Below are 26,564 nucleotides of genomic sequence, written 5' to 3'. Positions count from 1 at the left end.
TGTATAAGGTCTGATTTAATATCAGGCCTTTTTCTTGTTGAGAGACGGCGTTTGTTTCTCGCAAAACTGTGGAAAACTAAATTGAATGTGCAAAAAAGGGGTTATGAGCATGAAAATTGTGACACCAAAACCATTTACATTTAAAGGCGGAGACAAGGCGGTGCTTCTGCTGCACGGGTTTACGGGAAATACGGCAGACGTCAGAATGCTCGGCCGCTACTTGAATGAGCGCGGCTACACTTGTCACGCGCCTCAATATAAAGGGCACGGCGTTCCGCCGGAAGAGCTGGTACATACGGGGCCTGAAGATTGGTGGAAAGACGTCATGGACGGTTATGAATATTTACAATCTGAAGGCTATGAAAACATTGCGGCCTGCGGACTGTCGCTTGGCGGGGTTTTTTCATTGAAATTGGGTTACACTGTACCCATAAAGGGAATTGTTCCTATGTGTGCGCCGATGCACATTAAAAGTGAAGAGGTTATGTACGAAGGGGTTCTCTCCTACGCGCGCAATTATAAAAAATTCGAAGGAAAACAGCCGGAGCAGATTGAAAAGGAAATGAAGGAGTTTGAAAAAACGCCGATGAATACGCTCAAATCGCTTCAGGAGCTGATTGCCGATGTGCGCAAAAACGTCGACATGATCTATTCCCCGACATTTGTGGTTCAGGCACGGCATGACCATATGATTAACACAGACAGTGCAGACATCATTTACAACGAGGTGGAAACGGACGACAAACAGCTGAAATGGTATGAGGAGTCAGGACATGTCATTACGCTGGACAAAGAACGGGACCTCGTTCATCAGGATGTGTACGAATTTTTAGAGAAACTCGATTGGTAACAAACAGGAGGTCGGATAATGGAAAAAGAAGCGTTTATGGACCGTCTTCTCGCGTTTATGAAGGAAGAGGCGTACAAGCCCCTTACCGTTCAGGAACTTGAGGAGATGCTGAACATCACGGAAGCCGAAGAATTTAAAGAACTGGTAAAAGCGCTGGTGGCGCTCGAGGAGACCGGACAGATCGTCCGCACCAGAAGCAACCGCTACGGGCTTCCGGAAAAAATGAATTTAGTAAAAGGAAAAATTTCCGCACATGCAAAGGGATTCGCGTTTCTCTTGCCGGAGGATACCTCTTTAAGCGATGTGTTTATTCCGCCGAATGAGCTGAATACAGCTATGAACGGCGATATCGTCATGGTGCGGCTCAATTCCCAGTCAAGCGGATCGAGACAGGAGGGCACGGTCATCCGCATCCTGGAAAGAAGCATCGACCGCGTCGTGGGCACATACACAGAAACGAAAAGCTTCGGCTTTGTCATCCCGGATGATAAGAAAATCACGAGTGATATTTTTATTCCGAAACATGCCAATAACGGCGCTGCGGAAGGCCATAAAGTCGTCGTCAAACTGACAAGCTACCCTGAAGGCAGAATGAACGCCGAAGGAGAAATCGTTGAAATACTCGGCCATAAAAATGATCCGGGCATCGATATTTTATCAATCATCCATAAGCACGGCCTGCCGGGAGATTTTCCGGCTGAAGCGATGGAGCAGGCAACAAGCACGCCGGATACCATCGATGAAAAAGACATCAAAGACCGCCGTGATCTCCGCGATCAGGTCATTGTCACCATTGACGGGGCGGATGCGAAGGATCTGGATGACGCCGTCACTGTAACAAAGCTTGATAACGGCAGCTACAAGCTCGGCGTCCATATTGCCGATGTCAGCCATTACGTCACGGAGAATTCCCCGATTGATAAAGAAGCGCTGGAAAGAGGGACAAGCGTGTACTTGGTTGACCGGGTCATTCCGATGATCCCGCACAGACTGTCTAACGGAATCTGTTCTTTAAATCCGAAGGTCGACCGCCTGACGCTTTCCTGCGAAATGACAATCAACCAGCAGGGACAGGTGACAGAGCACGAGATCTTCCAAAGCGTCATTAAAACGACGGAAAGAATGACCTATTCAGATGTCAACCGGATTCTCACAGAAGACGACGCCGAGCTGAAAGAAAGGTATGAGCCGCTCGTCCCGATGTTCAAAGACATGGAACGTCTGGCGGAAATTCTCCGGGCGAAACGGATGGACCGCGGCGCCGTGGATTTTGATTTCAAAGAGGCGAAGGTGCTCGTCGATGAGGAAGGCGCCGTAAAAGACGTCGTCATCAGAGAGCGCTCAGTAGCGGAAAAGCTGATTGAAGAATTCATGCTTGTGGCAAATGAAACGGTGGCCGAGCACTTCCATTGGATGAACGTGCCGTTTATTTACCGGATTCACGAAGAGCCGAACGCCGAAAAACTGCAAAAGTTCCTGGAGTTCGTCTCGACATTCGGTTATATCGTCAAAGGGAAAGCCGGAGACATTCATCCGCGCGCGCTGCAAAGCATTCTTGACGAAGTGCGGGACCGTCCGGAAGAAACGGTGATTTCAACCGTCATGCTCCGTTCCATGAAGCAGGCGAAATACGATCCGCACAGCTTGGGCCATTTCGGGCTGGCGACTGAATTTTATACACACTTCACATCGCCGATCCGCCGTTATCCTGACTTAATTGTTCACAGGCTGATCAGAACGTATTTGATCAACGGACAATCGGACGAAGCGACTCAGGAAAAGTGGGCCGAACGCCTTCCGGAAATCGCTGACCATACGTCAACGATGGAACGGCGCGCCGTTGATGCAGAGCGGGAAACGGACGATCTGAAAAAAGCGGAATATATGCTTGATAAAATCGGCGAGGAATTTGACGGCATGATCAGTTCCGTCACGAACTTCGGAATGTTCGTCGAGCTGCCGAATACGATTGAAGGGCTTGTGCACGTCAGCTTTATGACGGATGATTATTACCGTTTTGACGAGCAGCATTTCGCCATGATCGGCGAACGCACGGGCAACGTTTACCGAATCGGAGACGAAATCACGGTCAAAGTCGTCGACGTTAATAAAGACGAGAGAAACATCGACTTTGAAATTGTCGGTATGAAAGGCACCCGCCGTCCGAGAGAAACAACAGGCGACCGCAGAAAACGAGGCAGACCGGCGCGGAAACGTGTGTTAAACAGCAATACCCCGGCTTCACCGCCGAAATCGGAGGAAAAAGGGGAATGGTTTACAAAACCGAAGAAGAAAAAGAAAAAACGCGGTTTCCAAAACGCGCCGAAACAAAAACGCAAAAAGAAGAAGTAAATGCGAAAAGCAAATGGGGCAAAATGCTCTGTTTGCTTTCTTTCGCAAGCCGCATTTTCATTGTCGCGGAACGCTCCATTTGCTAAAATAAAGCGTATCGCACACATGAACGGTTTTTGCGGAGAGAGGAGGATAAGGCATGCCAAAAGGATCAGGCAAAGTATTATCACAAAACAAAAAAGCAAACCATGATTACTTTATAGAAGAAACCTATGAAACAGGCATCGTGCTGCAGGGGACGGAGATTAAGTCCATCCGCGCCGGCCGCGTAAACATGAAGGATTCCTTTGCGAAAATCGAGCGCGGCGAAGTGTTCCTCCACAATATGCACATCAGCCCGTACGAGCAGGGAAACCGCTATAACCACGACCCGCTCCGGACGAGAAAGCTTTTGATGCACAGGAAAGAAATCAATAAGCTGATCGGCCTGACGAAAGAGAAAGGCTATTCCCTCGTGCCGCTGAAGCTGTATTTGAAAAACGGCTTTGCCAAAGTGTTAATCGGCCTCGGAAAAGGGAAGAAAACATACGATAAACGCGAAGATTTAAAACAAAAAGACGCCAAAAGAGAAATCGAAAGAGCGTTCAGAGACAGACAAAAAGGCTTCTGATGCCTGAGCCTTGATGTGATGACTGCCCTATGCTATACTGTTCACACATCAGATTCACAGGCTGTTTAATTGAAGATATTTCCAATTGAATTTGTCTGTGATCATGATATAATAACAGTACAGCCAGTTGAGCAAGAGCTTGATAAATCTCCCGTATACCCTTAACAAGGGGACGTTACGGATTCGACAGGGATGGATCGAGCTTGAGCTGCGAGCCGAGAGGCGATCTCGTTAACACGCACCTAAATATAACTGGCAAAACTAAAAGTTTTAACCAAAACTTAGCACTAGCTGCCTAATAAACGCAGCGAGCTCTTCCTGACATTGCCTATGTGTCCGTGAAGAGCACATCCAAGTAGGCTACGCTTGCGTTCCCGTCTGAGAACGTAAGAAGAGACTGACAGACTAGCTCTCGGAAGGCCCGCCCGCAGGCACGAAGACGAGTGAAACACGAAATATGCAGGCTACGCTCGTAGACGCTTAAGTAATCGATGTTTCTGGACGTGGGTTCGACTCCCACCGTCTCCATACATAACATAAGAACCGCAGTGCCGTCACATGACCGCACTGCGGTTTTTTCGTGCCGAAATAAAGGAGTGAATGTGAATGGAAATCGTCATCATAGACGGAAAAGATATTACAAGCACAGAAGCTTTACACCGAATCTTAAAAGATCAATTAGATTTCCCGGACTATTATGGTGAAAACCTGAATGCCTTATGAGATTGTCTGACAGGATGGATCGAATATCCGCTGACTTTGGTGTGGAAGAATTTTGAGATCAGTCAGAAGGCATTGAGTTCGGATGCTGATGATGTCTTGGAGCTGTTTCAAGAGGCTCAGGAAGAGTTAGATGGTGAGTTTTTCATTCAAATCGAGCAGCCGTCAGCCGGGTCAACGGACAGGCACTAAAAAGTGCGTACTTCCCCTCATCCATTTTTCTATTCGATAATAGGGACGGAAGGTTTCAGGCTTTCGATTCCTGACCATATATAAGAAGAGACTTGCGATAGGGAGGAATGGACGATGGATTTGCAGTTGAAAGGGAAGACGGCGCTTGTGACGGGATCTACGTCAGGCATCGGGAAGGCGATTGCGGCTTCGCTGATTGCAGAAGGCGCGGCGGTGATCATTAACGGCCGCCGTGAAGAAAAGGTGAACGAAACGATCCGGGAACTAGAGAAACAGACGCCGGATGCCCGTCTCTATCCGGCCGCATTTGATTTAGGCACGGCGGAAGGATGCGGCGCGATTTTTCAGCAGTACCCCGATGTGGATATTCTCGTGAACAATTTAGGAATCTTTGAACCTGCGGAATACTTTGATATTCCTGACGAGGAGTGGCTCCGGTTTTTCGAGGTGAATATCATGAGCGGCGTGCGGCTGACACGCCGGTATGCAAAGCGGATGATTGAACGGAAGGAAGGGCGGGTGATTTTTATCGCGAGCGAAGCGGCCGTCATGCCTTCTCAGGAAATGGCCCATTACAGCGCCACGAAAACGACGCAGCTGTCGCTGTCACGCAGTCTGGCCGAGCTCACGGAAGGGACGAATGTGACGGTGAATACGGTCATGCCGGGCTCCACGAAAACAGAGGGCGTCGAAACGATGCTGGAGTCGCTTTATCCCGGTGAAAACCTGACAGCGGCTGAAGCGGAGAGACGATTTATGAAGGAAAATCGTCCGACGTCGATCATTCAGCGATTGATCCGTCCGGAAGAGATCGCCCATTTTGTCGCCTTTTTAAGCAGCCCGCTGTCGTCAGCCATTAACGGATCTGCTTTGCGGATCGACGGCGGCTTAGTGCGGAGCATTATATAAGATGAATATACAAAAACCCCCGCAAAGTGGCGGGGGTTTTTTAATGCGGATTACGCTGAAACCGGCTGATGATCCTGCTGATTAAATCTTTTGTGGCGGAGTCAAAATGCTCTTCTTTTTGGTTTGTCAACAGCCCGACCGGCGGTGAAATCGTTAAGTTATTGATCGGAATGACCTTCGTGCCCTCGATCGGCTCTGAGTGCGCCGTCGCCGTAAAGATCGAGACGCCGATATTTTCCCTGACATAATATTGGTGAGCCATGCTGCTGGTCAGCTCCATTTTTCGATAGCGGCTGCCGATGGCCCGCTGCAAGTGCTGTTCAATTTGAATCCGGATCGGGCAGTTGGCGGGCGTGAAAATCAGGCATTCATTTTCTAAGTCTTTGAGATTGATACTTGTTTTGGCTGCAAGGGGATGTGTGTCGGACACGATGACATTGAGCGAGTCATGGAAAAACGGATCGAAGTAATTTTCCAGAATCAGCTCCGGCTCGCCGCATACCGCAAAATCAATGGCGCCTTCCAGCAGTTTGCGGCTGCATGTATTGGCATCATCCACGCTGACATTGACCGACATGTCAGGATAATCATCTGAAAACTCCCGCAGCACGGCAGGAAAGATCAGGCTTGCCGTCGGTTCGGATATGCCGATCTGAATAAGTGCGGCCTGCCCCTGTCTGATGTCGGCCAGAGTATGGTCAAGCACCTCATACTGTGCGAGAAGCTGCCCGGCCCGCTCATGAAACAGCCGTCCCGCTCTTGTCAGTTTCAGCTTCTTTCCCCGTTCAAAAAGCTGCGCGCCTACATCCTGCTCCAGCTGTTTAATCCGCATTGAAATCGTCGGCTGTGAATAGTTCAGAATTTCGGCGGCCTTATAAAAGCTGCCTGACTGTACGATGGTATGAAACGTTTTAATGGTGCGTAATTCCAACGAAATCCCCTCCAGGCTATTCATTAATTTTCTTGAACTTTTCCTTTATTTTTTTTGATTAGTCAAATAAATCAGTTTGCTTTATAGTATAAACAATTAAAGCTTAGTAAACAAATTGGAATTATATATATTTGCGGGGAGAGTGAACGGAATGAGTGAAGACATATTTCGATTGGCTGAGAAAAAGGATGCGCCCGAATTTTTAGAACTGCTGTACAGCGCGTTTCAGCCGATTCGTAATTTGGAGATTGACTGGCCGTCGGCGCGGGCCGACATTGACATGGTAACAGAAAATATTGAAAATCATTCAGCCGTCGTGCTGGAACGGGACGGACGGCTTCTTTCAACCATTACGATCCGTTTTCCGTGGGAGAGTGACACGCCTCCGTCAAAATATCCGTTTGTCTGGTGGTTTGCGACGCTTCCTGAGCTGAAGGGACAGGGCATCGGCAGCAAACTTTTGACTTATGTGGAGGAACACGTGCTGCGGGATACGCTGAAGGCCCCGGCCATCACGCTCGGCACCTCGGCGCGCAAGCATCCCTGGCTATTGGATATGTACAGACGGAGGGGCTATGAAGTGTATTTTGAGCAGGAGAAAGACGGAGACATCGGGGTCATGATGAGAAAGGTGCTCATACCGGAGCGGTTTGACGCGTCGCTGTTAGGCACACCGAGCTGGGCGCAATGATGAAAAAGCGGATCAGAGCCGGCTGTCTGCTTCTGCTGCTCGGCGCGCTGGCCGGGTGCGGACAAGGAGAAAGCACGAAAGCGGGGAGCGGCGTGCAGACCGTCATCGTCGGCACGGGAACTGATTTTCCGAACATTGCTTTTATGGATGAAAAAGGCGAGCTGACCGGCTATGACATTGAAGTGATGAAAGCCATTGATAAACAGCTGCCGCAATACAAATTTGTCTTTAAGACGATGGATTTTTCGAATCTGCTCACAAGTCTCGGAAACCGGAAAATTGACGTGATCGCGCACAATATGGCGAAAAACAAGGAACGGGAGAAACGCTTTTTGTATCACAAAATCCCGTATAACTACTCGCCGATGTACATCACGGTGAAGGCGGATAATGACGCGATACACACGCTCCGGGACTTAAAAGGAAAAACCGTCATCGTCGGCGCGACGTCAAACGCGGCGGATTATATGACGGCATACAACAAAGCCCACGGCAGCCCGATACATTTGAAATACGCCGGGCAGGGCAGCAATGATACAGCGAACCAAATTGAGACAGGACGCGCTGACGCCACCGTATCTACGCCGTTTGCCGTCGATTTTCAAAATAAGACGCACGCGTTCAAACAAAAGACGGTCGGTGATGTGCTGCTGGATACAGAAGTGTATTTTATGTTCAACAAAAACAGCCAAACCTTGGCGGACGATACGGATCGGGCGATTCAAAAACTGGAGAAGAACGGCACATTGAAAAGGCTGAGTGAAAAATGGCTCGGCGCGGATTATTCAAAATCAAGTTTTACGAAATAATTGAAGCAGAAAACGGGGCGATCACATGAAAATAAGACTGGCGGTCATGTCATTAACAATTGCCGCAACGGCGGCGTTATCAGCCTGCGGCGCGGGCGGGGAGGCGGCATCAGGCAATCAGAAAAATGTGAAGAACATCACGGTCGGCACGGGAACTCAATTTCCGAATATTTGCTTTATTGATGATAAAGGAAAATTGACGGGCTATGATGTTGAGCTGGTGAAAGAGCTTGACAGGCGCCTGCCGGGCTATCGTTTCACTTTTAAAACGATGGATTTCTCCAACCTGCTTGTCAGCCTCGGACAGCATAAAGTCGATATCGTGGCTCATCAAATGGAGAAAAGCGCCGAACGGGAGAAAAAATTTCTGTTCAATCAAGTCGCGTATAACAACTTCCCGCTGAAAATCACGGTGCTCCAAGAGAACGGGAACATTCACGGCATTGAGGATTTGAAAGGGAAGCGTGTCATTACGAGTCCGACGTCAAACGGCGCGCTTGTGCTGAAGAAATGGAATGAAAAACACGGCAGTCCGTTTGAAATCGCCTATGCTGGCCAAGGCTCCAACGATGCGGCCAATCAGCTGAAATCCGGCCGCGCCGATGCGACGATTTCCACGCCGTTTGCCGTCGATTTCCAAAACAAAACGAGCGCGGTCAAAGAAAAAACGGTCGGCGGGGTGCTGTCAAATGCCAAAGTGTTCTTTATGTTTAACAAAAATGAGCAAACGCTGAGTGATGACATTGATAAAGCGCTCAAGGAAATCATTGATGACGGCACGCTCAAAAAGCTGAGTGAAAAGTGGCTCGGCGCGGATTATTCAAAGGAGCAATATTAAGTGAAAAAGAGAGGGATCGGCAATGGAAAAAGCGTTTGATATCAGTATGATCGCATCCTTTGTGCCGACATTGCTCGGGTATTTGCCCGTCACGCTGTATATATTGGCGGTGTCTTTGCTGTTCGGCTTTCTATTGGGGCTGCTTTTGGCGCTGCCCCGGATCTATCGCATTCCCGTGCTGAATCAGATCGCGAAGCTGTATATCTCTTTTTTCAGAGGAACGCCCATTATGGTGCAGCTGTTTATCGTATTTTACGGCATTCCGGCGCTCACAGCGCTCGCCGGAATTGACACTTCCAAAATGGACCCTTTGTATGCGGCCATCGCCACGTACGCGCTGAGCAGCGCGGCAAGAGCGGCGGAAATCATCAGGGGAGGTGTGAACAGTGTCGACCGCGGACAGGCGGAGGCGGCGTTCAGCATCGGGCTGAACGGGGGGCAGACATTCCGGCGCATCATTCTGCCGCAGGCGCTCGTGCAGGCTTTTCCCAACATCGGGAATATGGTGATTGGTTTTTTAAAAGATACGTCACTCGCTTTTTCAATCGGGGTGATGGATATGTCGGGCAGAGGGCAGACATTGATTACATCGAGCAATCATTCTCTTGAAGTGTATATCTCGCTTTCTGTTCTGTATTACGCGGCCGCCCTTTTATTTGAATGTGTCTTCAGATGGTGTGAAAAACGAATCAAGAAAGATGAGACGCGCCTTGTGACGGTTTTTGACATGAGCGTGCACAGCTGAAAAGGAGGGAGAACATGGAGCTGGATATTCCGTTTATCGGCACTGCGATAAAACAAATGATGAAAACCGTTCCGCTTACACTGGCAATGACGATCATTCCGATTATTGCCGGATTTTTCATAGCTCTCGGCAATATCACGGTGCGTATATTCCGCATCAAATGGCTGCTTGCCTGCTCAGCGTTTTACGTGTCTTTTTTTCGAAGCACCCCGGCGATTCTCCATATTATGCTGATTTATTTAGGCGTTCCGCTGATTGCCGATCATTTCAGCCGCACCTTTCATCTTGGCTGGTCGGCCAATCAGATTCCGGTCGCCGTGTTTGTCATCATGGCATTGTCATTAACGGCAGGCGCCTATATGACGGAAATTCTCCGATCTGGGATCATGGCCGTCGATACGGGGCAGGCGGAGGCGGCTTATTCAATCGGCCTGACGCGGGGCCAGATGATTCGGCGCGTGATTCTGCCGCAAGCGTTCATGATATCACTGCCGAACTTCACCAACATAGGCATCGGTTTTTTGCATACCACTTCCATCGCGGCAATCGTTGCAGTGCCTGAAATTACAGGAACGGCGACGATTGCGGCATCCGATAACTATGCATTTTTGGAAGCATTTATCGGGGCGGCCGTCATTTATTGGGGATTAACGCTGATTCTCGAGGCCGTAAACACTTTGGCGGAAAAAAGAGCGGCCAGATATCAAGGAGGCGCAGTATGATCGAAATCCGAAACATTCAGAAACATTTTGGCAGTCATCACGTGCTAAAAGGGATCAATTTAAGTGTCCGGAAAGGGGAAGTCGTGACCATCATCGGTCCGAGCGGTTCGGGGAAAACAACATTTCTGCGCTGCCTTAATTTACTTGAGCGGCCGGATGAGGGCGCCATTTCCGTACATGGTGAAGTCATTAACTGCAAAAAGCCGGCCAAAAAAGACATTCTCAGACTGAGGAAACAGACGGCGATGGTTTTTCAGCAATATCATTTGTTTTCGCATAAAACGGCGATTCAAAATGTCATGGAAGGCCTGACGGTCGCAAGGAAAATGAAAAAAACAGATGCGTACGCCATTGCGGAGCGGGAACTGGCCAAGGTGGGGCTTCAGGATAAATTGCACGCCTATCCGAATCAGCTGTCGGGAGGCCAAAAGCAGCGGGTCGGAATTGCCAGGGCGCTTGCCATTCATCCTGATGTGATGCTGTTTGATGAACCGACCGCAGCCCTCGACCCGGAGCTTGTCGGCGAGGTGCTTGAGGTGATGCTTAACATTGTGCGGACCGGCGCCACCATGATCATTGTTACTCATGAAATGGAATTCGCCAGAAGAGTGTCCGACCAAATTGTGTTTATGGATGAAGGAGCAATCGTGGAACAAGGAACGCCTGAGGAGGTCTTTTACAAGACGAAAAAAGAAAGAACGAAGAAGTTCCTCCGCCGCGTTCTTCCTGATTACGGTTATGACATAAAAGAACACATAAAGGAGCCTGTCGTATGATTCGTTTAAGCATTTTAGACCAAAGTGTCACCGCGGAAAACCAAACCGCAGAAGAAGCTTTGCGGCAAACGGTGAGATTGGCTCAAGAGGCCGAACAATACGGATATGACCGTTTCTGGGCGGCGGAGCATCATAACAATGAAGAGATAGCGGGATCAGCACCGGAAATTGTCCTGGGGTATCTGGCCGCCAGTACGAAAAAAATCCGCCTCGCATCCGGCGGGGTGATGCTGCAGCATTACAGCCCTTATAAAGTGGCGGAGCAGTTCCGGGTTTTGTCCGCCCTTGCCCCCGGCCGTGTAGCGCTCGGTGTCGGCAAAGCGCCCGGCGGATTTCAGCTGTCAACCGATGCGCTGCAGCGCGAGCTTATTCAGCCCGCCCGTTTATTTGAAGAAAAGCTTGAAGAGCTGACTCATTTCATCCGCAATGATTTTCCGGACTCGCACCGCTACGCGTCATTGCGGCCGGCGCCGCATACTGAGTATGCGCCTGACCTCTTTTTGCTCGGCGGCAGCGCGGAAAGCGCGATATCCGCGGCCAAACTCGGCATTTCCTTCGTTTTCGCCTATTTCATAAACGGTGAAGACGCTGCGTTAGAAAAAGCGCGCCAAGCCTTTGACGAACATCTGCCGAAAGGGGCAAAAGCGGAATTCCACCTTGCGCCGATGGTCTTTACCGCGCATACAAAAGCAGAAGCGGAAAAACACGTCGTATCGCGTGAATCGGTCAAAATCATTCTCGAAGACGGCAAAAAGGTGAATGTCGCTTCCCGAAAACAAGCGGATGCGTTTCTTGAACAAGTCACGCAGCCATACAAGCTGATTACACAAAAGACGGGTGTGATTGCCGGGACAAAAGAAGAGACTGCCGCCGAGCTGCGACGATTATCCGTTCAATACAGCATTACCGATTTTGTGATTTTGTCGCCTATCAAAAACGCTGAAGAAAAACGGTTGTCTTACCGGCTGTTAAGCGAAGCGGTGCAGCCGGCCGCACAATTACAGGAGGGATGAACATGAGTCATGAAGCAAATGTAGTGGTTTGGAGCAAAAAGGGCTGTGCGTATTGCGATGAAGTGAAAGGATACTTGCGGGAAAAGGCCATTGCCTACGAAACAATTGATGTGACGGAGCGGGACGAATTGCGTGACGTGCTGCAGACGAAGTACGGTATCCGCCATGTTCCCGTCGTTGAAATCGGCAGCGGTGACAGCCGTGTGTATCAGGCCGTTACTCAAGTCGGCATTGAACACGTAGAACGGGCGCTTGCCGATTACGAGGGAAAAAAGGGGGAGAGCAAATGAGCCGGACGGATCTTATTCAATTCGGAGCCATAATTCACGGTGTCGGCGGCACAACGGACGGCTGGCGTCATCCCGACGTCGATCCGTCAGCAAGTACGAATGCGGCGTTTTACAGGCAAAAAGCGCAGACTGCTGAAAAAGGGCTGTTCAGCTTCGCTTTTATTGCGGACGGCTTGTTCATTTCTGAAAAGTCCATTCCGCATTTCTTAAATCGGTTTGAGCCGATCACTATTTTATCGGCGCTTGCCGCCTCTACAACCCATCTTGGTTTAATCGGCACATTTTCCACCTCGTTCACTGAGCCGTTTACCATCGCAAGACAGCTCATGTCTCTTGACCATATCAGCGGCGGCCGGGCGGGCTGGAATCTCGTCACATCTCCGCAGGCGGGGGCTGCGCGCAATCACAGCAAGGAAAGCCTTCCCGACCACAGCCGGCGCTACGCCATCGCCCAAGAACATGTGGACGTGGTGCGCGGTCTGTGGAATTCTTGGGAAGAAGATGCCTTCGTCCGCAACAAAGAAACCGGACAGTTTTTTGATCCTGACAAACTGCATCGCCTGTATCACAAAGGCGAGTATTTTCAAGTGGAGGGCCCGCTGAATATCGGCCGGTCCAAACAGGGAGAGCCGGTCGTCTTCCAAGCGGGGTCTTCAGAAACCGGCCGGTCGTTTGCCGCGTGGAATGCCGATGCAGTCTTTACGCATTCCAATTCACTTGAGGAAACGAAAGCTTTTTATGATGATGTGAAGAAGCGGGCGGCGGATTACGGCCGGGACGCTTCCAAACTGCGGATCTTTCCGGGAATCAGTCCGATTATAGCCGGCTCACAAGAAGAAGCGGAAGCGAAATACCAAGAATTCGCCGAGCTGATTCCGATAGAGAACGCCGTTAAATATGTGGCCAGATTTTTTGACGATTATGATCTGAGCCGGTTTCCATTGGATGAGCCGTTTCCTGATTTGGGCGACGTCGGGAAAAACGCGTTTCAAAGCACGACAGACCGTATCAAAAGAGAGGCGAAAGCCCGGAATCTTACGCTGCGTCAAGTGGCGCGCGAAGCCGCGTTTCCGCGAACCAACTTTATCGGGACACCGGAACGTGTGGCATCATTAATTGAAACATGGTTTCAGCGGGAAGCGGCGGACGGGTTTATCATTCACTCTGACATCCCGGGCATGCTTGAAGCCTTTGTGGATCATGTCATACCGATCCTTCAGGAAAAGGGGCTGTACCGAAAAAGCTATCCGGCGGATACACTGCGGGGGAATCTTGGATTGGATATTCCGGTCTGCAAACCAAATCCGATTTTGAGCAGAAACTAAATGTTTCTGCTTTTTCTGGTGCTTACAACCCCCGTCATTAAAGCATTTCAAAAAAAATATACTGATTTCGAGATATTATTGTTGCTAAAAGATTTTTTTGTAACTATAATTATTACAGAACTGATCAGTATAAAAAAACATTCATATTTCATAATAAATATGTGTGTAATCTGAAAACGAAAGGGCTGTTTACAATGGCAAAAGTACTTTATATCACTGCTCATCCTCATGATGAAAAGACATCTTACAGCATGGCGACAGGAAAAGCGTTTATCGATTCTTATAAAGAATCAAACCCGAATGATGAGGTTGTACATATCGACCTTTACAAAGAAAACATTCCTCATATCGACGCGGATGTATTCAGCGGCTGGGGAAAACTTCAATCCGGCACAGGTTTTGAAGAGCTTTCTGAAAACGAAAAAGCGAAAGTCGGCCGTCTAAACGAGCTGAGCGATCAATTCGCATCAGCTGACAAATACGTATTCGTTACACCGCTTTGGAACTTCTCATTCCCGCCTGTTATGAAAGCGTACCTTGATTCTGTAGCTGTAGCCGGAAAATCATTCAAATATACAGAACAAGGCCCGATCGGTCTGTTGACAGACAAAAAAGCGCTCCACATTCAGGCGCGCGGAGGCTATTACTCTGAAGGCCCGGCGGCTGACATGGAAATGGGCCACCGTTACATCGGTATCATGATGAACTTCTTCGGCGTTCCTTCTTTCGACGGATTAATCGTTGAAGGCCATAATGCTGAACCGAATAAAGCACAGCAAATTAAAGAAGATGCGATTGCCCGCGCGAAAGAAGCCGGAAAATCATTCTAATCTAAAAAAACCTCCCAGCTGATACGGCTGGGAGGTTTTTCATTAAAGTGCGATCGTCCGTTTTTGTTCGCTGCTTTTCATCACCGCTTCAATGACACGGATGACATCGATGCCTTCTTCCGCCGTAACGGGAAGCGGTTTTCCGTTTAAGATGCTGTCTGCCAGCAGTTTGTAGTACGTAAGGTAAGAGCCGTTCTCAGAGGGGATTGTTTCTGTATGTCTTTTCTCATCCGCTGCGGTTGTCAGCTCACCGAAGCTGTCAGGGTCATCGGCGCCCCAGTCCTCGTCAATCGGTTTTTGGCCGGCTGAAAGCGCAGCTTCCTGTCCGTCCTTTCCGTATTTGATAAAGCTTGCATTCCGTCCGTGAATCTGATAGCGCGGGCCGCTTGCCGCATTCATGGAGCCGGATTGAAGAATAACCTGAAGCTTGCCGTAATGGAGGACGGCCAGAAACCAATCGTCCGTTTCACTGTTGTCCCGCTGTTTCATCACATGTGCGGTGACGGATTCCGGCATTCCGAAAAGCAGGAGTGTCTGGTCAATAATATGTGAACCGAGATCATACAGCGTTCCCGTGGCGGGTCCGTTTTTTTCGCGCCATCTTTCTTGTACAACCGGGTTGTATAGATCGTAGTTGACTTGATATGTATGAATGTCTTGAAGCGCCCCGTCCCGAATCAGCTTTTGAATCGTTAAAAAATCATTGTCCCAGCGTCGGTTGTGATACACGCTCAGCAAGACGCCTTTATGTTCAGCCGTTCTTCTCAGCTCCTCCGCTTCTGCTGAAGTCGCCGTCATCGGCTTTTCCACGACGGTGTGTTTCCCCGCAAGAAGACATTTCATCGCTGATTCATAATGCATTCCGCTCGGTGTCGTAACGATGACGAGATCAATGTCAGGGTCACCGGTGATGTCTTCAATCGTGCGCACGGCTTCAGCCCCCGGCAGATCACGTTTGACCTCATCCGTTCTGGAGGTCATGACTTTTTTGATCTGATAATCATCAAGGACGTCCAAAAGCGGCGCATGAAAGACTTTCCCCGACAGACCATATCCTAATAGGCCAACCTGTATCGTTTTCAATGAACTTCCCCCTCTTGATATGTGATAACAATATATACCCCGCGGGTGTACTGGTAAAACTTGTGTGTTGAAAATTTTTTACACCGGTTTTTCAAGTCTGTATAATGAAGATAACGAAGAAAAAAACGAGGTGGAAAATGGACAAACATACCGAACATCAATCGTTAAATCATAAAAGCGCCAAGGAAAAAGACCAGATTCTGAACCGGCTGAAACGGATTGAAGGCCAAGTCAGGGGCATTCAGAACATGGTGGAAAACGAACGATACTGCGTGGATATTCTCGTGCAGATTTCAGCCGTGCAGGCGGCCATGCAGAAAGTCGCGTTTCATCTGCTGGAAGATCACGCCCATCACTGCGTAGCCGGCGCCATTGAAAGCGGAAACGGGGAGCAGGCGATTGCCGAGCTGCTGGATGTCGTGAAAAAAATCGCGAAATCATGAAATAAAATGTTTTGAAATACCCTACAGGGGTATGGTAACATAAAGAAGAAAAAACAAGACGTGGAGGGAATCATCATGGAACAAAAAACACTGCAAGTCGAAGGCATGTCCTGTCAGCACTGCGTCAAAGCAGTAGAGACCGGAGTAGGAGAACTGAACGGAGTGACGGCGGTTCAGGTGAATTTGGAAGCCGGACAGGTGGATGTGACGTTTGATGAGAACAAAGTCTCCGTATCAGATATAAAAGACGCGATTGAAGATCAAGGGTATGACGTCGTATAAGGTATATCGCGCTTCGGGAACGGGCGCGGTTTTCTTTTATGAAAATGATACCCCCTGGGGGTTTGTGAGAAGAGGTGAGGGCATTGAGTGAACCGAAAGAAATGACCATTCAAGTGGCAGGCATGACATGCGCCGCCTGCGCTTCAAGAATTGAAAAAGGACTGAAACGGATGGACGGCGTCAATGACGCTTCCGTCAATCTTGCGCTTGAGACCTCAAATATTTCCTATCAGCCTGACAAAATCAAAGCTGGCGCCATAAAGGATAAAATTGAAAAACTCGGCTATCACGTCGTGACGGAAAAAGCCGATTTTCAGATTGAAGGCATGACGTGCGCCGCCTGCGCCAATCGGATTGAAAAGCGCCTGAACAAAATAGAGGGCGTTGTGGGCGCGCCGGTGAATTTCGCCCTTGAAACGGTCTCCGTTGAATACAACCCCAAAGAGGTGACACCGAAAGAACTGAAAGAGACCGTGGCAAAACTCGGCTACCGATTAGAAGATAAGGAAGCGGACGGCCAAGACGGCGGATTATCCCAAAAGGAAAAAGAACAGCGTAAACAGCTGATCAGGCTGATATTTTCTGCCGTTCTCTCCTTTCCGCTTCTATGGTCGATGGTCAGCCATTTTTCTTTTACTTCTTTTATTTGGATGCCGGATATCCTGATGAATCCGTGGCTGCAATTTGCGCTTGCCACCCCGGTGCAGCTCGTCATCGGCTGGCCTTTTTATACGGGAGCGTACAAGGCGCTGAGAAATAAAAGCGCCAATATGGATGTTCTCGTTGCGCTCGGAACGACGGCCGCTTACGCGTACAGCCTGTACATGACGATTGCGTCTCTCGGACGAAACGGCCATGCCGAGGGGCTTTATTATGAAACGAGCGCCATTTTGCTGACTTTGATTTTGCTTGGAAAGCTTTTAGAGATGAAAGCAAAAGGCCGCTCATCAGAAGCGATTAAAAAGTTAATGAAGCTTCAGGCGAAGACGGCGGCGGTCGAGCGGGAAGGGAAGGTACAGGTGATTCCGATTGACGAGGTCCGGACGGGGGACATCGTATATGTGAAACCGGGAGAACGCGTTCCTGTCGATGGCGAAGTGATTGAAGGCCATTCCGCGATTGATGAATCGATGATTACGGGAGAAAGCATGCCAGCAGATAAGTCTCCGGGAAGCACCGTCACCGGGGCTACGATCAATGCAAACGGCTTTCTCAAAATCAGAGCGGTGAATGTCGGGAAAGATACCGTGCTTGCACACATTATTAAAATCGTGGAAGAAGCCCAAGGATCAAAAGCACCCATTCAGCGGCTCGCGGATCACATTTCAGGCATTTTCGTTCCGATTGTGCTGGGGCTGGCCGTGGTGACTTTTCTCATTTGGTATGTATGGGCGTCTCCGGGACAGTTTTCTGAAGCGATCGGCAAATTCATCGCCGTGCTTGTCATTGCCTGTCCGTGCGCCCTCGGGCTCGCCACTCCGACGAGCATTATGGCGGGCTCCGGCCGCGCCGCTGAATTCGGCATTCTTTTTAAAGGCGGAGAGCACTTAGAAAAGACCCAGCGTCTGACGACAATCGTACTGGATAAAACCGGAACGGTGACAAACGGCAGACCGGTGCTGACAGACGCCGTACCGGCAGCGGGAATGAACGAAGAGGAGCTCCTGCGGCTTGCGGCTGCCGCTGAAGCGGGATCGGAGCACCCGCTTGGAGAAGCCATCGTTTCAGGAGCCGAAAAACGAGGGATTTCCATTCCGAAACTAACCCGTTTCCAAGCCCGGATCGGTTCCGGAATCTATGCAGAGGCTGACGGGAAAACGATTCTTGCCGGATCAAGACGGCTGATGGAATCGGAACACATTGAACATGAAGCATTGCTTCCGCACATGACCCGCTTGGAGGCGGAAGGAAAAACGGTGATGCTAATTGCGGCAGACGGCAAAGCGGCGGGGCTTATCGCAGTCGCCGATACGATCAAAGAAACATCTCCGGCTGCGGTGAAACGCCTGAAGGATATGGGCCTTGACGTCATCATGATGACCGGTGACAACCAAAAGACGGCGGAAGCCATTGCTAAAGCCGCAGGCATCGACAGCGTGATTGCCGAAGTGCTTCCCGAACAAAAGGCAGCGGAGATTTCCCGGCTGCAAAAAGAAGGCCGGCGCGTGGCAATGGTCGGCGACGGCATCAATGATGCTCCGGCGCTGGCTGTGGCCGATATCGGGATGGCCATCGGCACCGGCACCGATATCGCAATGGAAGCAGCGGACATTACGCTGATCCGCGGAGATCTGAACGGCATTGCCGACGCCATCGGCATGAGCAGGCTGACTATGAGAAACATCAAGCAGAATTTAGGATGGGCATTGGGCTACAACACCATAGGCATTCCGATTGCGGCAGCCGGCTTTCTGGCTCCGTGGGTGGCAGGCGCCGCCATGGCGTTCAGCTCGGTATCGGTCGTCCTTAATGCTTTGCGTTTACAGAAGGTGAAAAAAGACAAAATCGGCTGATGCCGGTTTTGTCTTTTTTATTGACACTTTATTCAAAACTTGCATATAATATAAAAAACAACTATATGAACATATGCTCATATATATAATTTCGTTTAGCTGCATTGATATTATGGGAATCCTATTACGGAAAGTAGGGTGAGTCGAAAATGAAAGCGGCAAAAGGTGAATTTGTGTTAGACGGACTTGATTGCAGCAACTGTGCAAAAAAAATAGAAAACGGCGTAAAAGCCATTGACGGCATCGACGGCTGTGCTGTCAATTTTGCGGCAAGCACCATTACAGTTTCGGCCGGGGGCAAAGATGAGCAATGGATGAAAGATGAAGTTGCAAAAAAAGTAAAGTCCATTGATCCTCATGTGACCGTCCGTTCGAAGCATGAAGACAAACCCGGCGAGGATGAATACCGCAAAAAGCTGCAGCTGATGTTAGTGAGATTGGCGGCGGGCGCTGTTTTGGCCGTCATCGCTTACTTCGCGCACACAGGCGCCGTCCTTGAGTTTCTGCTCTTTTTTGCTTCATATTTGATCATCGGCGGCGATATCGTAGCCAGAGCGGGAAAAAATATTGCCCGCGGCCAGGTATTTGATGAGCATTTTCTGATGGCGCTTGCGACAATCGGCGCATTTATAATTCACCAGTATCCGGAAGGCGTCGCGGTCATGCTGTTCTATCAAATCGGTGAATTGTTTCAGGGAGCTGCCGTCAGCCGATCCAGAAAATCGATCAGCGCGTTATTGGACATCCGTCCTGAGTACGCCAATGTGAAAACGGAAAACGGCATGACTGCCGTTCCGCCGCAGGACGTCAAAGTCGGACAGGTCATCGTCGTGAATCCAGGAGAACGGATTCCGCTGGACGGAAAGGTGCTGAGCGGCTCATCGATGGTTGATACCTCCGCTTTAACGGGCGAATCCGTGCCGAGAAAAGCGGAGCCGGGGCAAGATGTGATGGCCGGATTTATGAACCAGAACGGCGTGCTTCATATTGAAACCTCTAAAGGATATGAAGACTCTGCTGTATCAAAAATATTGGATCTGGTCGAAAATGCGGCCGGACGCAAAGCGAAAACGGAAAACTTTATTACGAAGTTTGCCAAGTACTATACACCGGCCGTTGTCATTGTTGCGGTGCTTCTCGCCTTTTCACCGCCGCTTCTCGTGCCTTCAGCCGCGCTATCCGACTGGGTGTACCGGGCGCTGATTTTCCTTGTGATTTCTTGTCCGTGCGCACTCGTCGTCTCCATTCCGCTCGGGTTTTTCGGCGGTATCGGAGCCGCGTCTAAAGCAGGGGTGCTCGTGAAAGGCAGCAACTATTTAGAAGCGCTCAATCAGGTGGCATACGCCGTGTTTGATAAAACGGGAACCTTAACGAAAGGCAATTTCGCCGTTACTGATATCAAACCGGCGCCAGGATTTACACAAGACAGCCTGCTTCATGCGGCTGCGCTTGCCGAAGTCCATTCCAATCATCCGATTGCTTCATCCATCCGTGAGGCTTACAATCAACCGCTCGCGGCTGAGGAGATTGAAGAATATGAAGAAATACCCGGACACGGCATTCGGGTGAAAACCGGCGGATCAACGATTTTGGCCGGAAATCAAAAACTGATGGCAAAAGAACAAATCGCTTTCGGCACAGCTGAAAACAACGGAACCGTCGTTTACGTTGCCGTTGATCAGCAGTATGCGGGGGCGATCGTGATTGCCGACGAAATCAAAGAGGACGCCAAACAGGCCATTGCCCGTTTAAAAGCGCTCGGCGTCAAACGGACAGTGATGCTGACGGGTGATTCAAAGCAGACCGGTGAAGCGGTCGGCCGCGAGCTCGGTATTGATGACGTGTATACAGAACTGCTGCCGGGTGACAAAGTAGACCGAGTCGAAGAACTCGAAGCGGCGCTTGCACCGAATGAAAAACTGATGTTTGTCGGTGACGGGATTAACGATACGCCTGTGCTTGCCAGAGCTGACATCGGAGCTGCCATGGGGGCTCTCGGTTCTGATGCCGCCGTCGAAGCGGCCGATGTCGTCCTGATGACAGACCAGCCGTCAAAAGCAGCCGAAGCCATCCGGATTGCACGCCGCACACGCCGGATCGTCTGGCAGAACATTGGATTTGCTTTAGGTGTGAAAATTATTTTTCTCCTGCTTGGCGCATTCGGATTCGCCACCATGTGGGAAGCGGTTTTTTCAGATGTAGGTGTTACGCTGATCGCCGTTGCCAACGCGATGCGCGTCATGAGGGTGAAAGCGGAATAATTGTCAAAGATAATTCGTTTTTCAGGGTTTTCTTAAACAAGGTTGTCTTGGTAAAATAGAGAAGCGGGCCATCCGGCATCCGCTTCTTTTTTATTTTAAAAACAATGAGGTGTCTGAGTGAAAAAGAAACAATCGTCTGCGAAATTTGCGGTGATTCTGACGTTAATCGTTGTCGTTTTATTTGCGGTCATCGTAATTATTAACAACCAAACGGAAAAAGCGGGCGAAACAGCCGCCGAACAGCCTTCCATTAAAGGACAGCCCGTGCTTGGCAAAGACAGCGCGCCTGTGACGGTAGTTGAATTCGGAGATTACAAATGTCCGTCATGCAAAGTATTTAACAGCGATATCTTTCCGAAAATCAAAAAAGATTTTATCGATAAAGGCGACGTGAAATTTTCATTTGTGAACGTCATGTTCCACGGAACCGGCTCGCGTCTGGCGGCACTTGCCTCAGAAGAGGTGTGGAAGGAAGACCCAGCATCATTCTGGGCTTTCCATGAAAAGCTGTTTGAAGAGCAGCCGTCAAGCGAACAGGAATGGGTCACGCCTGCATTGCTTGAAAAGACGGTCAAAAGCACCGCGAAAAAGGTTGATCCTGCCAAGCTGAAGGAAAACCTTGATAAAGAAACCTTCGGAAAAGAGCTGAAAGCTGACACTGACCTGAATGATAAATTAAATATCACGGCGACACCGACGATTTACGTAAATGACAAAGTGATTAAAGAATTCGCTAATTATGAGGAGATTTCAAAAACGATTAAGAAAGAGCTGAAAAATGAAAAATAGAATCGTATTTTTATATGCTTCTTGGGTGATAGCTCTTGTTGCCATGCTCGGCAGCCTATATTTCAGCGAGATCAGAAAATTCATACCGTGTGAGCTGTGCTGGTATCAAAGAATTCTCATGTACCCGCTTGTCCTGATTTTAGGAATCGCCACCTTTCAGGGTGACACGCGCGTGAAAAAATATGTGCTCCCGATGGCCGTCATCGGCGCGTTTATATCGATCATGCATTACCTTGAGCAGAAGGTGCCCGGTTTCAGCGGCATCAAGCCATGCGTCTACGGCGTGCCTTGCTCCTCTGAATATATTAACTGGTTCGGTTTTATTACCATTCCATTCTTAGCATTGACGGCATTTATTCTCATTATTGTCTGCATGTGTTTTGTCAAAGCAGAACGCACGGCAAAATAAAGAGCCTGCTCCATGGGAGCGGCTCTTTTTCTATTATCTGTACCAAGCTTTGTTAGTCTCAATCTGTCTGTTATGGGAACTGTCCCAAATATCCACGGAATAGGCATAATCATAATTCATGACGCAGCGGATGCCGCTGCCTTGGGCGTCATGCTGAAGTCCGAAATTATGGGAAAACTCGTGCTGGGCCGCTTTCGCCGTGTTGGCCGTTCCTTGATCAAGGTTCACGCTGAAAGCCGGGCCGCTCGGTTTGCCGTTATATACATACGCGATACCGCCGGCGTCAAAACTCGATTTTGCGGTAAAACCGACGACAAAATGATAATTTTGATTTCTGAAGCTGCTTTGGAGATTTGATAAAATCTGAGAACTGTTTGAGCCGGAGGAATTCCAGGCTTGCACGGCCTGTACGACAAAATCAATGTTATGATCACGGTTGAAGGCGACATCAGCCTGCTCCACGATCTGAACGATTCGCGTTTGCCAGTCGCTGTATTTGGCGCGGTATTCAGCGTCCGCCACCGCCAGCACTCTGACCTTCTGAGAGCCCGTGCTGGCTTTAGTTGAAGCTTTATCCTGATTGACATTGGCGTCGAATCGTTTCGTGCCGACCTGCTTACCGTTTTCATCCAGAATTTTTGTATCAACCGTCTGTTCAATCTGAACCGGACCTTTCAGATCTTTAAAATGATCGGCTTTCGGAAGCGGGTCCGTATACACCGTTTTGGCCGGCTCCGCATGAGTGTGCGAATGCGTATGGTTTTCGGCTGACGGCAGGCCGGGAATTAATCCGGCGGCCAATAAAACTGGAAAAACAAGTGAACTGATTTTCATTTTATAACCCCCCTTTTTTGTTAAGAGAAGGTATTCAATGAAACTTCCAATAAACCTCCTAATATAGTATAAAATAGGAAAATATTCTCGCCTCCAGCCATGCTGAATGCAGTTGTCCCGATTTTGGAATCAGAATCTTTCAAAAATAAGGTTGATTTTAAGAGAAAGCGATTATAAAATCTAATGGTCGTCAGAAAATTTAACAAATAAAAAGGAGCATATGGAATGGCCTGGGAGCTGCTTAGTGTAATCGGCATCATTGCGTTTGCGGTCAGCGGAGCGATTGTTGCGATGGAAGAGGAGTATGATATTTTAGGCGTGTATATCTTGGGGATTGTAACGGCGTTCGGCGGCGGAGCCATCCGAAACCTGCTGATCGGTGTTCCGGTCTCCGCCTTGTGGGAGCAAGGCGCGTTTTTTCAAATCGCACTCGCATCAGTTACGATTGTCTTTTTGTTTCCGAAGCTGCTGTTAAGACATTGGAGTAAATGGGGCAACTTATCCGATGCCATCGGGCTTTCGGCGTTTGCCATCCAAGGCGCTTTATATGCCGTGAAAATGGGCCATCCGCTCAGCGCGGTGGTTGCGGCCGCGGTGCTGACCGGAAGCGGGGGCGGTATCATACGGGATCTGCTCGCGGGCAGGAAGCCCCTTGTGCTCAAGTCGGAAATTTATGCAGTCTGGGCCGCACTCGGAGGATTAATCGTGGGCCTCGGCTGGGCCGGGAATGCCGCAGGTTTGTATGTGCTGTTCCTAGTGCTTGTGGCATGCCGCATCTGCAGTTATGTTTTCAGGTGGCGCCTGCCGATTCGTTCCTATCATATAGATCAGTAAAAAACCGATTTCTTTTATGAAATCGGTTTTTTTGCATAACAGATAAAAAAGACGCCCGATATGATAAGAAAAAGGGTATTTGACTATAATGCTGAATAATATGTTTGTGTAAAGAAAGCCGGATTTGTCAGCTTGATGTCGGAGGTGCCGCTGATGGCAAAACGTGATGAAGAATGGAAAGAAGAGCAGGAAAGAATCAATTTTGTCATGAAGGAACTGGATCAGAAACAAACGCGTCTTGAAGCATCATCGGGCGGATTGAAGCAGGATATTGTCGGCCTGAGAAAATCGTTTTGGGATGATGTCACGGTTAATTTGGATGATGCCCATGAAGCGGCGGAAACATTTTCAAGCATTAAACAGCAGGCTGAAATGCTTTCAGAACGTGAACGGACGCATCGGCTTCAATACCGGCAGCTTCAAAAAATCCAAAAGCTGAAAGCCTCTCCTTACTTCGGCCGTGTCGATTTTACGGAAAAAGGGGAGTCCTCTGCCGAGCAGATTTATATCGGGCTGACTTCTTTAATGGATGAAAACAATGAGCATTTTCTCATTTACGATTGGCGTGCGCCCATTTCATCTCTTTACTATCAATATTCCCCGGGAAAAGCCCGCTATGAAGTTCCGGAAGAAACGATAGAAGGAGACATCACACTGAAGCGGCAGTTTATCATTAAAAACGGGACGCTTAAAGCGATGTTTAACACGGATATGACGATTGGTGACGAAATGCTGCAAGAGGTGCTGAGCGGCCATTCCGGCCAGCATATGAAAAACATCGTGTCAACTATCCAAAAAGAACAGAATGAAATCATTCGTGATGAAAAAAGCAAATATCTCATCGTTCAGGGAGCCGCCGGAAGCGGGAAAACATCCGCAGCGCTTCAGCGGGCCGCTTACTTGCTGTACCGCGGGCGCGGTGTGCTTGACGCCCGTCAGATCGTGCTGTTTTCTCCGAACATTTTGTTCAACAGTTACGTTTCCGCCGTATTGCCGGAACTGGGAGAAGAAAATATGGAGCAGGCCACGTTTCAGGAATATATCGCCCGCCGGCTCGGACGAAAGTTTGAATGTGAAAGCCCGTACGAACAGCTCGAATATTGCCTGACCGAGCAGAATCAGGAAGCCCTTTCCGTAAGGCTCGAAGCCATTGCTTACAAAGCGTCACCAGCTTTTCAGGCCATGATTGACCGTTATGCCGGGTCGCTTTCGGTCTCCGGCCTGATATGTAAACAGATCAGCTTCCGGGGAGACATCCTGATTTCAAAAGAGCGGATTGAAGGCTATTTTTATTCGCTTGATAAGCAGCTGCCGATTCCGAACAGAGCGGAGCTGACGGCGGAATGGCTACTTACGGAAATCAGCGCACTCGAAAAAAAGGAGCGTAAGAAGGAATGGGTGCTGCAGGAGAGTGAGCTGCTTGATAAAGAAGATTATGCTGAGGTTTATCAAAAACTTAAGAAGCAAGCGGCGGATGATGAACCTGTATTTGACGACCACCAGCGTGAACAGTCCCTGCTTGGCGCCATTATTGTCCGCAAAGCTTTTAAACCGATTAAGCAGGCCGTCAGACAGCTCGGCTTTCTCGATATAAAACGGATGTACCTCCGGCTGTTTTCAGACTGGGGAGCTGATGAAAAGCCCGATCATTGGCAGAGCATCGGCGCTTTAACCCGCAGCGCATTTGCAGAACGGTCACTCCCGTATGAAGATGCCGCTCCGTATCTGTATTTGCAGGACCTGATAGAAGGAAAAAGAATAAACACACAAATGAAGCACGTCTTCATTGATGAAGCGCAGGATTATTCCTCTTTTCAGCTCACGTATATTCAAAGCATCTTCCCGGCTGCAAAAATGACGGTGCTCGGTGATGTCAGCCAGTCGATTTATGCACACACCATTACCGGTCCTTCTTCACTCGCCGGCTGCTTCCGCAATGGCACAGAAAAGGATGTCAGCCTGAAGAGGACTTACAGATCGACGCGGCAGATTGTTGAATTTACGAAAGCGCTGCTGGCTGACGGTGATGACATTGAGCCTTTTAACCGGAACGGGGAAAAACCGCGGGTTCTGCGGGCGGATACTGAAAAAGAGCGCCGCGAGCAATTGACTCAAACAATACGAGAGCTCAGGCAAAAAGGCCGGGAGACGATCGCCGTCATCTGCAAAACGGCTGCGGAAGCGGAAAAAGTGTTTCAGACAGTCAGCGCCGGGAGCGGTGTCCGTTTGATCAATAAAGAAAACCAGCCTTTTCAAAAAGGGGTATGCGTCATTCCCGTGTATTTGGCAAAAGGCATTGAGTTTGACGCCGTCATTGTCGCTGACGCCTCTGCTGCCCAGTACAAAAGCGGGCATGACCGCAAGCTGTTATATACGGCCTGCACGCGGGCGATGCATCATCTGACCGTGCTGTCTCCGGGAGAACTCTCTCCTTTTATAAACGAAGTGCCCGCCGGCTTATTCGAGTAAGCCCTTTGCCCAAGTGCAAAGGGCTTTTAATCATTAGTAATCTT

25 protein-coding genes, 1 other RNA gene and 1 pseudogene are annotated in these 26,564 nt (G+C 49.3%); 24 read left to right on the top strand and 3 right to left on the bottom strand.

Annotation, left to right across the window (positions count from 1 at the left end):
* Positions 1-109 precede the first annotated feature (109 nt).
* The 6 genes and pseudogenes from ABDB98_RS15950 to ABDB98_RS15925 all read left to right on the top strand — a co-directional run bounded on the left by ABDB98_RS15950 (position 110) and on the right by ABDB98_RS15925 (position 5,633).
* A complete protein-coding gene (locus ABDB98_RS15950) occupies positions 110-850 on the top strand; it encodes an alpha/beta hydrolase (protein WP_016937913.1) in 741 nt (246 codons plus the stop codon).
* An 18-nt stretch (positions 851-868) separates the two neighbouring features.
* Positions 869-3,202 carry a ribonuclease R gene (rnr, locus tag ABDB98_RS15945; protein WP_438420650.1) on the top strand — a complete coding sequence of 778 codons (2,334 nt, stop codon included), beginning with the start codon at positions 869-871 and terminating at the stop codon, positions 3,200-3,202.
* A 139-nt stretch (positions 3,203-3,341) separates the two neighbouring features.
* Positions 3,342-3,812, top strand: coding sequence for an SsrA-binding protein (smpB, locus tag ABDB98_RS15940; RefSeq protein WP_438420649.1), 471 nt, complete (start codon positions 3,342-3,344; stop codon positions 3,810-3,812).
* A 168-nt stretch (positions 3,813-3,980) separates the two neighbouring features.
* Positions 3,981-4,343, top strand: a transfer-messenger RNA (tmRNA) gene (ssrA, locus tag ABDB98_RS15935).
* Positions 4,344-4,418: 75 nt separating this feature from the next.
* A pseudogene (locus ABDB98_RS15930) lies at positions 4,419-4,724 on the top strand (barstar family protein).
* Between the two features lie 114 nt (positions 4,725-4,838).
* Entirely contained in the window at positions 4,839-5,633 is a 795-nt protein-coding gene (locus ABDB98_RS15925) for an SDR family NAD(P)-dependent oxidoreductase (RefSeq protein ID WP_015418226.1), read from the top strand.
* 40 nt (positions 5,634-5,673) lie between these two features.
* On the opposite strand, the gene ABDB98_RS15920 is transcribed toward ABDB98_RS15925, so the two are convergent.
* Positions 5,674-6,564 (bottom strand): LysR family transcriptional regulator, encoded by an 891-nt coding sequence (locus tag ABDB98_RS15920; RefSeq protein ID WP_438420648.1) that lies wholly within the window; start codon positions 6,562-6,564, stop codon positions 5,674-5,676.
* Positions 6,565-6,715: 151 nt separating this feature from the next.
* Here ABDB98_RS15920 and ABDB98_RS15915 point away from each other — a divergent pair, with 151 nt between their 5' ends.
* The 10 genes from ABDB98_RS15915 to azoRB all read left to right on the top strand — a co-directional run bounded on the left by ABDB98_RS15915 (position 6,716) and on the right by azoRB (position 14,603).
* On the top strand, positions 6,716-7,255 hold the full coding sequence (locus tag ABDB98_RS15915) for a GNAT family N-acetyltransferase (protein ID WP_060964259.1): 540 nt from the start codon (positions 6,716-6,718) through the stop codon (positions 7,253-7,255).
* Positions 7,252-8,064, top strand: coding sequence for an amino acid ABC transporter substrate-binding protein (locus ABDB98_RS15910; RefSeq protein ID WP_412676560.1), 813 nt, complete (start codon positions 7,252-7,254; stop codon positions 8,062-8,064). The genes ABDB98_RS15915 and ABDB98_RS15910 overlap by 4 nt, the downstream gene beginning before the upstream one ends.
* Positions 8,065-8,089: 25 nt before the next feature.
* Positions 8,090-8,902, top strand: a complete 813-nt coding sequence (locus ABDB98_RS15905; RefSeq protein ID WP_438420647.1) for a transporter substrate-binding domain-containing protein — start codon at positions 8,090-8,092, stop codon at positions 8,900-8,902.
* 22 nt (positions 8,903-8,924) lie between these two features.
* Positions 8,925-9,647 (top strand): amino acid ABC transporter permease, encoded by a 723-nt coding sequence (locus ABDB98_RS15900; protein WP_438420646.1) that lies wholly within the window; start codon positions 8,925-8,927, stop codon positions 9,645-9,647.
* Between the two features lie 14 nt (positions 9,648-9,661).
* Entirely contained in the window at positions 9,662-10,369 is a 708-nt protein-coding gene (locus ABDB98_RS15895) for an amino acid ABC transporter permease (protein ID WP_438420645.1), read from the top strand.
* A complete protein-coding gene (locus ABDB98_RS15890; protein ID WP_016937923.1) occupies positions 10,366-11,145 on the top strand; it encodes an amino acid ABC transporter ATP-binding protein in 780 nt (259 codons plus the stop codon). The genes ABDB98_RS15895 and ABDB98_RS15890 overlap by 4 nt, the downstream gene beginning before the upstream one ends.
* Positions 11,142-12,158, top strand: coding sequence for an LLM class flavin-dependent oxidoreductase (locus ABDB98_RS15885; protein WP_438420644.1), 1,017 nt, complete (start codon positions 11,142-11,144; stop codon positions 12,156-12,158). Before ABDB98_RS15890 ends, ABDB98_RS15885 begins: the two co-directional genes overlap by 4 nt.
* A 2-nt stretch (positions 12,159-12,160) precedes the next feature.
* Positions 12,161-12,448, top strand: a complete 288-nt coding sequence (locus ABDB98_RS15880) for a glutaredoxin family protein (RefSeq protein WP_438420643.1) — start codon at positions 12,161-12,163, stop codon at positions 12,446-12,448.
* Complete coding sequence (locus tag ABDB98_RS15875) at positions 12,445-13,773, top strand: LLM class flavin-dependent oxidoreductase (RefSeq protein WP_438420642.1); 1,329 nt, start codon at positions 12,445-12,447, stop codon at positions 13,771-13,773. Before ABDB98_RS15880 ends, ABDB98_RS15875 begins: the two co-directional genes overlap by 4 nt.
* A 194-nt stretch (positions 13,774-13,967) precedes the next feature.
* The gene (gene azoRB / locus ABDB98_RS15870; protein ID WP_003151719.1) at positions 13,968-14,603 is read left to right on the top strand and encodes an FMN-dependent NADH-azoreductase AzoRB; all 636 of its coding nucleotides are present in this window, start codon (positions 13,968-13,970) and stop codon (positions 14,601-14,603) included.
* A 42-nt stretch (positions 14,604-14,645) separates the two neighbouring features.
* On the opposite strand, the gene ABDB98_RS15865 is transcribed toward azoRB, so the two are convergent.
* On the bottom strand, positions 14,646-15,686 hold the full coding sequence (locus tag ABDB98_RS15865; RefSeq protein ID WP_438420641.1) for an oxidoreductase: 1,041 nt from the start codon (positions 15,684-15,686) through the stop codon (positions 14,646-14,648).
* A 137-nt stretch (positions 15,687-15,823) separates the two neighbouring features.
* Here ABDB98_RS15865 and csoR point away from each other — a divergent pair, with 137 nt between their 5' ends.
* The 6 genes from csoR to ABDB98_RS15835 all read left to right on the top strand — a co-directional run bounded on the left by csoR (position 15,824) and on the right by ABDB98_RS15835 (position 22,383).
* The gene (csoR, locus tag ABDB98_RS15860; protein ID WP_013353610.1) at positions 15,824-16,129 is read left to right on the top strand and encodes a copper-sensing transcriptional repressor CsoR; all 306 of its coding nucleotides are present in this window, start codon (positions 15,824-15,826) and stop codon (positions 16,127-16,129) included.
* A 75-nt stretch (positions 16,130-16,204) separates the two neighbouring features.
* Positions 16,205-16,411 (top strand): copper chaperone CopZ, encoded by a 207-nt coding sequence (gene copZ, locus ABDB98_RS15855; protein WP_438420640.1) that lies wholly within the window; start codon positions 16,205-16,207, stop codon positions 16,409-16,411.
* 83 nt (positions 16,412-16,494) lie between these two features.
* Positions 16,495-18,924: a heavy metal translocating P-type ATPase gene (locus tag ABDB98_RS15850; protein WP_438420639.1), complete on the top strand. Its 2,430-nt coding sequence runs from the start codon at positions 16,495-16,497 to the stop codon at positions 18,922-18,924.
* A gap of 149 nt (positions 18,925-19,073) precedes the next feature.
* Positions 19,074-21,185, top strand: coding sequence for a heavy metal translocating P-type ATPase (locus tag ABDB98_RS15845; protein WP_438420638.1), 2,112 nt, complete (start codon positions 19,074-19,076; stop codon positions 21,183-21,185).
* A gap of 117 nt (positions 21,186-21,302) precedes the next feature.
* A complete protein-coding gene (locus ABDB98_RS15840; protein WP_438420637.1) occupies positions 21,303-21,974 on the top strand; it encodes a DsbA family protein in 672 nt (223 codons plus the stop codon).
* On the top strand, positions 21,964-22,383 hold the full coding sequence (locus ABDB98_RS15835) for a disulfide oxidoreductase (RefSeq protein WP_013353605.1): 420 nt from the start codon (positions 21,964-21,966) through the stop codon (positions 22,381-22,383). The genes ABDB98_RS15840 and ABDB98_RS15835 overlap by 11 nt, the downstream gene beginning before the upstream one ends.
* A gap of 33 nt (positions 22,384-22,416) precedes the next feature.
* On the opposite strand, the gene ABDB98_RS15830 is transcribed toward ABDB98_RS15835, so the two are convergent.
* Positions 22,417-23,217, bottom strand: coding sequence for a zinc-dependent metalloprotease (locus ABDB98_RS15830; protein ID WP_013353604.1), 801 nt, complete (start codon positions 23,215-23,217; stop codon positions 22,417-22,419).
* A 225-nt stretch (positions 23,218-23,442) separates the two neighbouring features.
* On the opposite strand from ABDB98_RS15830, the gene ABDB98_RS15825 reads away from it, so the two are divergent.
* On the top strand, positions 23,443-24,051 hold the full coding sequence (locus tag ABDB98_RS15825) for a trimeric intracellular cation channel family protein (RefSeq protein ID WP_016937932.1): 609 nt from the start codon (positions 23,443-23,445) through the stop codon (positions 24,049-24,051).
* Positions 24,052-24,204: 153 nt separating this feature from the next.
* Entirely contained in the window at positions 24,205-26,520 is a 2,316-nt protein-coding gene (helD, locus tag ABDB98_RS15820) for an RNA polymerase recycling motor HelD (RefSeq protein ID WP_438420635.1), read from the top strand.
* Positions 26,521-26,564 lie beyond the last annotated feature (44 nt).

The organism is Bacillus siamensis (assembly GCF_051628075.1).
GTDB lineage: Bacteria > Bacillota > Bacilli > Bacillales > Bacillaceae > Bacillus > Bacillus siamensis.
Note: the sequence above shows the minus strand (reverse complement) of the source record. Positions and strands in the feature narration are given on the sequence as shown.

What these genes read in the sequence shown, in the direction of transcription:
- ABDB98_RS15950 (WP_016937913.1), top strand. Translation starts at nt 110, where the DNA reads ATGAAAATTGTGACACCAAAACCATTTACATTTAAAGGCGGAGACAAG.
- rnr (WP_438420650.1), top strand. Translation starts at nt 869, where the DNA reads ATGGAAAAAGAAGCGTTTATGGACCGTCTTCTCGCGTTTATGAAGGAA.
- smpB (WP_438420649.1), top strand. Translation starts at nt 3,342, where the DNA reads ATGCCAAAAGGATCAGGCAAAGTATTATCACAAAACAAAAAAGCAAAC.
- ABDB98_RS15925 (WP_015418226.1), top strand. Translation starts at nt 4,839, where the DNA reads ATGGATTTGCAGTTGAAAGGGAAGACGGCGCTTGTGACGGGATCTACG.
- ABDB98_RS15915 (WP_060964259.1), top strand. Translation starts at nt 6,716, where the DNA reads ATGAGTGAAGACATATTTCGATTGGCTGAGAAAAAGGATGCGCCCGAA.
- ABDB98_RS15910 (WP_412676560.1), top strand. Translation starts at nt 7,252, where the DNA reads ATGATGAAAAAGCGGATCAGAGCCGGCTGTCTGCTTCTGCTGCTCGGC.
- ABDB98_RS15905 (WP_438420647.1), top strand. Translation starts at nt 8,090, where the DNA reads ATGAAAATAAGACTGGCGGTCATGTCATTAACAATTGCCGCAACGGCG.
- ABDB98_RS15900 (WP_438420646.1), top strand. Translation starts at nt 8,925, where the DNA reads ATGGAAAAAGCGTTTGATATCAGTATGATCGCATCCTTTGTGCCGACA.
- ABDB98_RS15895 (WP_438420645.1), top strand. Translation starts at nt 9,662, where the DNA reads ATGGAGCTGGATATTCCGTTTATCGGCACTGCGATAAAACAAATGATG.
- ABDB98_RS15890 (WP_016937923.1), top strand. Translation starts at nt 10,366, where the DNA reads ATGATCGAAATCCGAAACATTCAGAAACATTTTGGCAGTCATCACGTG.
- ABDB98_RS15885 (WP_438420644.1), top strand. Translation starts at nt 11,142, where the DNA reads ATGATTCGTTTAAGCATTTTAGACCAAAGTGTCACCGCGGAAAACCAA.
- ABDB98_RS15880 (WP_438420643.1), top strand. Translation starts at nt 12,161, where the DNA reads ATGAGTCATGAAGCAAATGTAGTGGTTTGGAGCAAAAAGGGCTGTGCG.
- ABDB98_RS15875 (WP_438420642.1), top strand. Translation starts at nt 12,445, where the DNA reads ATGAGCCGGACGGATCTTATTCAATTCGGAGCCATAATTCACGGTGTC.
- azoRB (WP_003151719.1), top strand. Translation starts at nt 13,968, where the DNA reads ATGGCAAAAGTACTTTATATCACTGCTCATCCTCATGATGAAAAGACA.
- csoR (WP_013353610.1), top strand. Translation starts at nt 15,824, where the DNA reads ATGGACAAACATACCGAACATCAATCGTTAAATCATAAAAGCGCCAAG.
- copZ (WP_438420640.1), top strand. Translation starts at nt 16,205, where the DNA reads ATGGAACAAAAAACACTGCAAGTCGAAGGCATGTCCTGTCAGCACTGC.
- ABDB98_RS15845 (WP_438420638.1), top strand. Translation starts at nt 19,074, where the DNA reads ATGAAAGCGGCAAAAGGTGAATTTGTGTTAGACGGACTTGATTGCAGC.
- ABDB98_RS15835 (WP_013353605.1), top strand. Translation starts at nt 21,964, where the DNA reads ATGAAAAATAGAATCGTATTTTTATATGCTTCTTGGGTGATAGCTCTT.
- ABDB98_RS15830 (WP_013353604.1), bottom strand. Translation starts at nt 23,217, where the DNA reads ATGAAAATCAGTTCACTTGTTTTTCCAGTTTTATTGGCCGCCGGATTA.
- ABDB98_RS15825 (WP_016937932.1), top strand. Translation starts at nt 23,443, where the DNA reads ATGGCCTGGGAGCTGCTTAGTGTAATCGGCATCATTGCGTTTGCGGTC.
- helD (WP_438420635.1), top strand. Translation starts at nt 24,205, where the DNA reads ATGGCAAAACGTGATGAAGAATGGAAAGAAGAGCAGGAAAGAATCAAT.